Consider the following 9,126-nt stretch of genomic DNA (forward strand, 5'->3'; position numbering starts at 1 on the left):
CGGGCGGTTTAAACAATCCAAAGGAAATACTCAAGATGGCAAAGATCAAAGGTCAAGTTAAGTGGTTCAACGAATCTAAAGGTTTCGGTTTCATCACTCCAGCTGACGGCAGCAAAGACGTGTTCGTACACTTCTCTGCAATCCAGGGTAACGGCTTCAAAACCCTGGCTGAAGGCCAGAACGTTGAGTTCGAAATCCAAGATGGCCAGAAAGGCCCATCTGCAGTAAACGTTACTGCAATCTAATCAGCGTCAGCTGTACAAAAAACCCGCCTTAGTGCGGGTTTTTTCGTTTCTGTTATCTGCCGGTAATAATAATCCCTGCGTACTGATTTCGACCGGTAATGCCCGGATGGGCAGGATCTTGCTCCCGTCGGTGACTGTTGCGACGGTAGCTGGTGTATTTAAATCGCTGTGGTTGGTGCTGGTCCGTATTGGGGGTGCATATGGTGCAGCTTCCGGCATGGTCAACGGCGGCAAAACCCAGTTCACGCAGTTTGGATTCGGCGATGGCGGCCAGGTCCAGGTGGCGATAGCGGGGGCTGATTAAGGACGCGGGCAGTGGCGGCTGTTGCTTGAAGCGGGTGACCAGCTCTTCGTTTACCTCGTAACAGCAGGGGCCGGCGGCAGGGCCGATGGAAGCCACCCAGTTAGCCGTTGAATCATCGCGGCGGATACGCGCCGCCAATTGCTCCAGTATGCCGTCCAGCAGGCCACGCCAACCGGCATGGACGGCAGCAATGGCAGAACCGTCGTTGCGGCTGAAAATCACCGGCAGGCAGTCCGCCGTTAACACACTCAGCAGAATGCCGGGCTGAGTGGTATAGAAACCATCGGCTTCGCCGCACTGTTGTGCCGCCTGCGTCACGTCAACAATGCGTGTGCCATGTACCTGTTTTTTTTCCGGCAGGGTGGCGCGGTAGGCCAACAGATGGCCTGGCAGCAGCGCACTTTTGTTGCCGAAACCATGCTGGATGGACGGGATGGCGTTGAGCAGTGGGGAAAAATCGGTCATGTCACGTATTTACCTGCGTCAGAAAAGTTAACGTCAGTGTAGCCAGTTTTTTTCCTCCCTGGCTAGGGGCTTGCGGCATCTGCCTTGCATCGTACAGAAGGCTTCTTTAGACTAGCCGCGCCGTATCTCTCTGGAATCCAAGCCATGTCTTATCAGTGCCCTCTGTGTCATCAGCCGCTTCATCTTTCTCATCTGCAATGGCGTTGCGACGCTAATCATCAGTTTGACTGTGCTAAAGAAGGCTATGTCAACCTGCTGCCAGTACAGCACAAGCGCTCAAAGCAGCCCGGAGACAGCGCGGAAATGATGCAGGCCCGGCGTGCGTTTCTTGATGCGGGTTTCTATCACCCCTTGCAGCAGCATGTGGCTGAGCTGTTGGATCAGGCGTTGGCGAGCGATGCGCAGGCGTTATTGGACATCGGCTGTGGCGAAGGTTACTACACGGCGGAAGTGGCCGCCAGGTTGACTCAGCAGCGTAATATCACCGTTTATGGCCTGGACGTCGCTAAGGTGGCGATCCGCTATGCGGCCAAGCGTTACCCGGCAGTCTCATTTTGCGTGGCGTCGAGCCATCGACTGCCGTTTGCTGACGCTTCTCTGGACGCCATACTGCGTATTTACGCCCCTTGCAAAGCTGAGGAACTGGCTCGAGTAGTAAAACCCGGTGGGGTGGTGGTAACGGTATCGCCTGGCCCACGTCACCTGTATCAATTGAAAGAACAGGTGTATCAGCAGGTGCAACTGCATGTCGAACAAGATGAACAGTTTGCCGGTTTTGACTGCGAACGGGTGGAATCATTGCCTTACCCGATGACGTTGCCGGGTGAGCAGGCAGCCAACCTGCTGCAAATGACGCCTTTCGCCTGGCGCGCTTCGCCTGAGGTTCAGCAGCGCCTGAGCGGTTGTGAAGCCTTTACCTGCGAAACCGATTTTGTCATAGCGCTGTACCGCCGCCAGCCTGATTCACACTGAGTGATGGGCCACAAACAAAAAAACCTGCCGTTGGCAGGTTTTTTTTGGGTTCAGCGCTATCAGGCCAGATAGCCCAAATGCTCCAGCAGGATGTTCACACCGATACCGATCAGTACCACGCCGCCGAGGATCTCCGCGCGTTTGCCGAGCAACGGCCCGATAAAGCGGCCTATCATCATGCCCAAGGTGGCCATAATCATGGTGGCGCAGCCAATAGCCATGGCGGTATGGACAATATTCACCTGGAGGAAGGCCAGGCCGACACCAATAGCCATGGCATCGAGGCTGGTAGCGATGGCGGTGGCGACCAATAACCAGAAGCCGTGACGCTTCACTTTTTCCACTTCGTCAGGCCGGTTCCTGACGCCTTCGACGATCATGCGCATACCGAGGATAAACAGCAGCGAGAAGGCGACCCAGTGATCCCATTCCATAATGTATTGGCTGGCGAATAAGCCGATGCCCCAACCGATAATCGGCGTAATGGCTTCTACCACGCCGAAAATAAGTCCGGTGCGTAGCGCTTCACGAAAACGGGGCTGATGCAGGCTGGCACCTTTGCCAATCGATGCGGCGAATGCATCCATAGACATGCCAAAAGCGAGAATGAGTGTAGCTGACAAGTTCATGTTAAATAACCTCGGCCGGGCGGCTCCATATACACGTAACCCACCCCCAACCATACGACGGAGTTACGTGTCTATGGTCTCGCCAACCCTACCTGGCTGCCCGCACCACGTTTTAATGTATAAAACGAGTATGTTGATACGGGCGTTTCTGGTGTTTTATTGCCCAGAAACCGGCTACTCCCCAATGACGGCGCAACCATAGCATATTAATTCCGTTACCAACAACTCTTATTACCCATGGGTATTGGTTTGAAATTGATAATTGTTTTCATTAATGAAATGTATAAGAAGGAATATAATGTAGACGAGTGCAACAATATTGCATAAATAATAATCAGGTAGCCATGTGCGCTGATGATTATTTATCCACATACAGCGCAAGGCGACACGAAGATGGGGTTGGTGTTGTTTTTAATCACTGATTTTCAACAAAAAAGTGATAAATCTTTTCCAGATCGTCTAATTGAATGACCTGAATCAATAACCGACGTTGTTCAAGATCTATCACCAGGATGCCATCCTCGGATAAATTCATGGCCTTAATCCGGTTATATTCAATAAAGGCATTGGCATAAAAGAAACCTTGCGCTTTAAACAACATCTTGGGCCAGCGGATATAAGAAATATAAATGGCGATCAGTGCTAAAGAAATAAGCAGATAGGTGGTTATTACCGCACCCTGGGTGGTGACATTTCGGTAGAGCAGAATGGCGATCAGGCCGACAAAAATCAGGCAATCAATTCGATTACGGCGCTTTAACTGCACCTTGAGCAAGGTTTTGCCCTTCAGCAGGTTCATGCCGAACTCGTCGTAAATCGCATACACCAGCATCAGCGCGGTGAAAATCAGTAATACGCCATCGGTCAGCGACATCTTTCAACTCCACAAATAAAAAACCGGGGGTTTCCCCCCGGTGGTTAAAACGCTTACAGACCCAGCAGACCTACCCAATAACCGAAGATACCGATGGCGAAGAAGCCGATGATGATCCACAACGCATTCACTTTCCTGCGCAGCAGCCACATGCAGCCGAAGGTCAGCAGCAGCGGCACCAGGCCCGGCATCAACTGGTCGAGGATGGTTTGCACCGTGGTCACCGTGGTATGCCCGGTCTGGTCGGTGATCTTCGACACCACCAGCGGGATATTCACGTGCGTCCACTTGTTAACCAAAGCCCCCATGACAAACAGGCCGAGAATGGACGCTCCTTCCGTCAGTTTTTGCAGGAAGCCGCCGCCCATATCATTAACGATATCCACGCCTTTGCGATAACCGTAGGCCACGCCGTAATAGCGGGTCAACAGGCGCACCAGGTTGAACAGGACGAAGAACAGAATCGGGCCCAGCAGGCTGCCACTCATGGCGATACCGGCGCCGAGCGCGGCGAATACCGGACGTACGGTACCCCAGAAAATCGGGTCGCCGACACCGGCCAAAGGCCCCATCAAACCGACTTTGATACCGTTGATGGCCGCATCGTCGATAGGCGCGCCGTTAGCACGCTGTTCTTCCATCGCCATGGTAACGCCAAGGACCGGCGCTGCCACGTAAGGGTGGGTGTTAAAGAACTCCAAATGGCGCTTGATCGCCTGTTTGCGCTCGTCGTTATTTTCCGGATACAGGCGACGGATCACCGGCACCATTGAGAAGCAAAAACCCAGCGCCTGCATACGCTCGAAGTTCCATGAACCCTGGAACAGATTCGAGCGCATAAACACACCGCGAATATCGGCCGGCGTGAGTTTCTTTTGAGCTGTTGTATCAACCATTTCTCTCACCTATTCCTAGTCGAGTTCGTTATCGAGGTCGTTGGCATTTGCCGGGCCAGCCTGGACTACCTGAGACTTGTTGTATTTCGGGCTGAGCTGGATATAAAGCACGGCCATCACCACGCCGATCACGCCGAGGGCGACCAGGTTAAAGTTGGTGAAGGCAGCGGTAACGAAGCCGAGGTAGAAGAATGGCATCAGGTAGCCGGCACGCATCATGTTGATCACCATGGCATAACCCACCACCACGATCATCCCGCCGGCGATGTTCAGGCCGCTGGTGACGACTTCCGGGATCGAGTTAAGCAGCGCGTGAACGCCAGAGGTCCCCACCGAGATAGCGACGATAACTGCCGGAATGGCAATACGCATCGCCTGCAGCAGCAGGGCAGAGATATGCAGCCAGGTGATGGCTCGCAAACTGCCGCGCTCCGCCGCGCTGTCCGCCGCGTGCTGGAAGGCCACGGTCAGGGTACGCACGATGATGGTCAGCACTTGCCCGGCCGCCGCCAGCGGAATGGCCAGGGCGATACCGGCACCGACGCTTTGTCCGCCGGCAATAACCAAAATGGTGGAAATGATTGACGCTAACGCCGCATCTGGCGCTACCGCCGCACCGATGTTCATCCAGCCCAGGGCGATCATCTCCAGCGTACCGCCGATGATGATACCGGTTTTCATGTCACCGAGAATAAAGCCGATCAGGGTACAGGCGACCAGCGGACGGTGGAACTGAAACTCGTCGAGGACGGAACCCATCCCGGCGATACAGGCAACGATAAATATCAGTACAATCTGAAGAGTGGTAATCTCCATTGCACTTCTCCTATGACCAAAGATCTCTGAGTAAAATAATTATTGGCTGTCCCCTTCATACTTGCAGCTGCATCTTTGTTGGCTGCATCCACTTACCCCAGTCACATAGTTCGCTATGCTCCTGGTGATTCGCAGACTTGCCGCCGCGATGCCACTCCAATTATCTTGGGAGATGTCGCCATTAATTGAGTTTGTTAATCAGGTCCATCATTTTTAACCGGCTGTCGGACGAGACTTTACGAACTTCCAATTCAATACCGCGCTCGTTTAATTTCTTAAACGCTTCGATATCTTTTTCGTCAACCGATACGGCATTGTTTACCTGGGTTTTGCCCTGACGGAATGCCATACCGCCGATATTCACCGATTTGATATCCACGCCGGCTTCCACCAAACGCCAGACATCGGTCGGATTGGTGAACAGCAGCATCACGCGATCGCCGGCATATTTCGGGTTATTCCACACCCGGATGGCTTTCGCCACGTCGACCACGTGTGCGGTGACGCCCGGTGGGGCAACCTGAGTCAACAAGGTTTTGCGAACGTGGTCGGCGGCGACTTCGTCACTGATCACGATGATACGGCTGACGTCAGTTTCCTTGGTCCAACGGGTCGCGACCTGGCCGTGGATCAAACGGTCATCGATACGGGCCAGGCCGATTTTCATATGGTCATTGGGACCCAGCGGCGCCTGAGGGGCGGCGGGTTTTGCGGTGGGAGCACTTTGTGGTGCCGCGGGCTTAACACTCTCTTCGGCCGGTTTTTTCAGCGCTTTCACGCCTTCACGGCCGGTTTCCAACGCCAGCGCGACCAGTTCGTCGAAGCCAGGGTTGTCGTCTCGTGCCATGAACGTTTCCACCAGCATCGGAATGTTAACCCCGGTGACGACCTCATAGTTCTCTTTATCGACGGCGATGCGGCTGGCCGCGTTGAACGGGCTGCCGCCCCAGGTATCCACCAGGAACAGGACGCCACCACGGGTGTCTAGTCCGCTGATTTTACCCTTGTATTTCTCGATTAACGTTTCGGCATTTTCACCGGGGACGAAATCTATAAAAGCGACGTTATCCTGTTCGCCCAATAGCATTTCCGTGGTCTTCAGCAATTGTTCTGCTGCGGTCCCGTGTGTGCCGATGATAATAGCTATTGCCACTCGCTACCTCCTCATTGAACTTCATGCACGGATGGTGTGTAGGTTCAGTTCATTTTATTGCTGGCGGTCACTTCCATGGTTCAGATACATTATGGTAGATATTTGGAAACCCGCCGTTAACATTTCTCGCGCAGTTTCAAAAGCCTGTGTGCGTTGATCCACGCCAGCGCCATTTATTTTAGTGAGTGAAAAAATAAATTTTGTGACATTGCTCTGCTATTGAACGCTCGGATTACTCCTAACCCGGTGTTTGCGGAATTAAACAACAGAGCTGTTACAAGACGATGCAGAAGGTAAAAAAGCTTCTTTGCCGGCCAAAAAATTCCTGCTAGAGTATTTCTTCTTTCATATTCAGGAGTGAAGGGCCTCAGCCCACCCTATGGACTGTCACCGAAGTTACTGTTTTTCAAGGTTCCACCCGCCACCTGCTGGCGTAGTACAAATCACACGGCCGCTCGGCCATTCCCCGGTACTGCAATCCCGATATCTTGCTATTTTTGTCCGCGCCCTTCGTGCGTCGGCATCGTCACGCCTGAGCATCGCTCGGCCATCCTGTCTTTTTTTCGGAGTCTGATATGGAATTTCTAATGGACCCCTCAATTTGGGCTGGGTTACTGACACTGGTGGTATTGGAAATCGTACTGGGTATCGACAACCTGGTGTTTATCGCCATTCTGGCCGATAAACTGCCGCCGAAACAGCGTGATAAAGCACGCATACTTGGCCTGTCGCTGGCGCTGTTTATGCGTTTGGGTCTGTTGTCGGTGATTTCCTGGATGGTGACGCTGACCACGCCGCTGTTTAGCGTCGGGGAGTTCAGCTTCTCCGGCCGTGACTTGATCCTGCTGTTTGGTGGTGTGTTCCTGTTGTTCAAAGCCACCATGGAGCTGCACGAACGACTGGAAGGGCAAACGCATCAGGATGGTGCCAACCGGGGCTACGCCAAATTTTGGGCGGTAGTGGTACAGATTGTGATCCTTGACGCCGTGTTCTCACTCGACGCGGTAATTACCGCGGTGGGCATGGTGAACGATCTGCCGGTCATGATGACCGCCGTTGTCATCGCCATGGTGGTGATGCTGGTGGCTTCTAAACCGCTGACCAACTTCGTTAATGCGCATCCTACTATTGTGGTGCTGTGCCTGAGCTTCCTGTTGATGATCGGCCTGAGCCTGATCGCCGAAGGCTTTGGTTTGCATATTCCTAAAGGTTACCTGTACGCCGCGATTGGTTTCTCGATTTTGATCGAGCTGTTTAACCAAATTGCCCGCCGTAACTTTATCAAACATCAGGCTCATCGCCCGATGCGTGAACGCACCGCAGAGGCGATCATGCGCCTGATGGGACAGCAGCGCGCGCAGCAGACGGACGAAGCGGCACCCCTGCCGGTGAATGAAACCTTCGCCGAGGAAGAACGTTATATGATCAGTGGCGTGTTGACGCTGGCCTCGCGTTCACTGCGCAGCGTGATGACGCCGCGAACCGATATTTCATGGGTGGATTGCGATCGTTCCCGTGAAGAGGTGCGCGAACAACTGCTGGATACGCCGCATAGCCTGTTCCCGGTCTGCCGCGACTCGCTGGATGAAATTATTGGCGTGGTACGTGCCAAGGACCTGCTGGTGGCAGTAGAGCGGGGCGAGGATATCGCCGAGTTTGCCGCGCGTACGCCACCGATTGTGGTGCCGGACACCATGGATGTGATTAACCTGCTGGCGGTATTGCGCCGTGCCAAGGGACGTCTGGTGGTGGTCACCAACGAGTTTGGTGTCGTGCAGGGGTTGGTTACGCCACTGGACGTGTTGGAGGCGATTGCCGGTGAATTCCCGGACGAGGATGAAACGCCGGATATCGTGGTGGAAGACGCCAGTTGGCTGGTGAAGGGTGGCGCCGATCTGCACTCACTGGAACAGGCGCTGAACTGCGACGATCTGGTCAGTCCGACGGCGGATTTCGCCACTCTGGCGGGGTTCTTGCTGTCCCACTACGGCCAAATGCCGGCAGTGGGTGAAACGGTGGAGCTTAACCGACTGCGTTTCGAGGTTGTTGCCGTGTCCGAGTACCGCATTGAACTGGTACGTATTACCAAAGTTGAACCTCACGACGAGGAGCATCAGTAACATACGGGCCGTAAGCCATCCATAGATGCAAACCGTCAGCCTGTCAGGCGCGGTGGGTAACAGAACCTGACAGGCACACATGAAAAACCTCCGGCTATGCCGGAGGCTATTTATTCCGCTTTTTTGCCCATTGGCCTAGCGTATGGCGCATCATAGAAAAACGGTTCCCAGTTATGTCGCTACTATGAAGGGCACGTCCTGAAGAGATAGGGTTTCCACCATGGGCCGGGTTTACAGCGAGGCTTTGGCTGCTTTGCAGGGAACCACCAGGACAGCAATTGTGTATTCGCTGAGACTGGCTTAATCAAAAAGTGGGGGTTCGACTGGCTGGTCCTTATGCCCACGGAAGGGGCGGTTGTCGAGTCATCAAGCGGATAAATGGCGCTTAGCATGCTCAGAGCCGCAGGGGGCGACGCTTGTTCCGTACCGGCGATGGCTTTTCCATAAGCCGTGCTGACGCTGAAAATGGTGCAGGCAATCAACAGGTGTTTTTGCCATGGTTTTTTGATGCCCATTGGTCGGCTGTTTACAGGCAGGGCAGACGTCTGCGCTTTGTTCACATCCATCTTGTTAACATTCATAAAAATACCTCCATGTTTGGTTTTAGTCGTTCATCAAGAATGCGATGAACGATTAAAAGACTAGTACATTA

Annotated in this window: 10 protein-coding genes and 1 riboswitch; of the genes, 4 read left to right on the top strand and 6 right to left on the bottom strand. The window is 53.6% G+C overall.

Annotated elements, in window-relative coordinates; all coding sequences use genetic code 11:
- Positions 1-35 precede the first annotated feature (35 nt).
- Positions 36-245, top strand: a complete 210-nt coding sequence (gene cspE / locus OCH02_RS03550; protein ID WP_002221949.1) for a transcription antiterminator/RNA stability regulator CspE — start codon at positions 36-38, stop codon at positions 243-245.
- A 52-nt stretch (positions 246-297) separates the two neighbouring features.
- On the opposite strand, the gene pgeF is transcribed toward cspE, so the two are convergent.
- Positions 298-1,014, bottom strand: coding sequence for a peptidoglycan editing factor PgeF (gene pgeF, locus OCH02_RS03555; protein WP_261429894.1), 717 nt, complete (start codon positions 1,012-1,014; stop codon positions 298-300).
- A 144-nt stretch (positions 1,015-1,158) separates the two neighbouring features.
- On the opposite strand from pgeF, the gene rlmA reads away from it, so the two are divergent.
- Positions 1,159-1,986: a 23S rRNA (guanine(745)-N(1))-methyltransferase gene (gene rlmA, locus OCH02_RS03560; protein ID WP_261429895.1), complete on the top strand. Its 828-nt coding sequence runs from the start codon at positions 1,159-1,161 to the stop codon at positions 1,984-1,986.
- Positions 1,987-2,045: 59 nt separating this feature from the next.
- Here rlmA and mntP read toward each other — a convergent pair whose 3' ends face one another.
- The 5 genes from mntP to manX form a co-directional block, all read right to left on the bottom strand.
- Positions 2,046-2,615, bottom strand: coding sequence for a manganese efflux pump MntP (mntP, locus tag OCH02_RS03565; RefSeq protein WP_012145541.1), 570 nt, complete (start codon positions 2,613-2,615; stop codon positions 2,046-2,048).
- 13 nt (positions 2,616-2,628) lie between these two features.
- A riboswitch (yybP-ykoY riboswitch) is annotated at positions 2,629-2,810 on the bottom strand.
- A gap of 220 nt (positions 2,811-3,030) precedes the next feature.
- Positions 3,031-3,489 carry a DUF986 family protein gene (locus tag OCH02_RS03570; RefSeq protein ID WP_261429896.1) on the bottom strand — a complete coding sequence of 153 codons (459 nt, stop codon included), beginning with the start codon at positions 3,487-3,489 and terminating at the stop codon, positions 3,031-3,033.
- A 53-nt stretch (positions 3,490-3,542) separates the two neighbouring features.
- Entirely contained in the window at positions 3,543-4,385 is an 843-nt protein-coding gene (locus OCH02_RS03575; protein ID WP_261092044.1) for a PTS mannose transporter subunit IID, read from the bottom strand.
- A gap of 15 nt (positions 4,386-4,400) precedes the next feature.
- Entirely contained in the window at positions 4,401-5,201 is an 801-nt protein-coding gene (locus tag OCH02_RS03580; protein WP_017893113.1) for a PTS mannose/fructose/sorbose transporter subunit IIC, read from the bottom strand.
- A gap of 181 nt (positions 5,202-5,382) precedes the next feature.
- The gene (manX, locus tag OCH02_RS03585; protein WP_261429897.1) at positions 5,383-6,354 is read right to left on the bottom strand and encodes a PTS mannose transporter subunit IIAB; all 972 of its coding nucleotides are present in this window, start codon (positions 6,352-6,354) and stop codon (positions 5,383-5,385) included.
- A gap of 575 nt (positions 6,355-6,929) precedes the next feature.
- On the opposite strand from manX, the gene OCH02_RS03590 reads away from it, so the two are divergent.
- Both OCH02_RS03590 and OCH02_RS03595 read left to right on the top strand, forming a co-directional pair.
- Positions 6,930-8,474, top strand: a complete 1,545-nt coding sequence (locus tag OCH02_RS03590; protein WP_012145536.1) for a TerC family protein — start codon at positions 6,930-6,932, stop codon at positions 8,472-8,474.
- A 416-nt stretch (positions 8,475-8,890) separates the two neighbouring features.
- On the top strand, positions 8,891-9,103 hold the full coding sequence (locus tag OCH02_RS03595; RefSeq protein ID WP_261429898.1) for a hypothetical protein: 213 nt from the start codon (positions 8,891-8,893) through the stop codon (positions 9,101-9,103).
- The last annotated feature ends 23 nt before the right edge of the window (positions 9,104-9,126 follow it).

The organism is Serratia quinivorans, from assembly GCF_946227985.1.
GTDB lineage: Bacteria > Pseudomonadota > Gammaproteobacteria > Enterobacterales > Enterobacteriaceae > Serratia > Serratia quinivorans_A.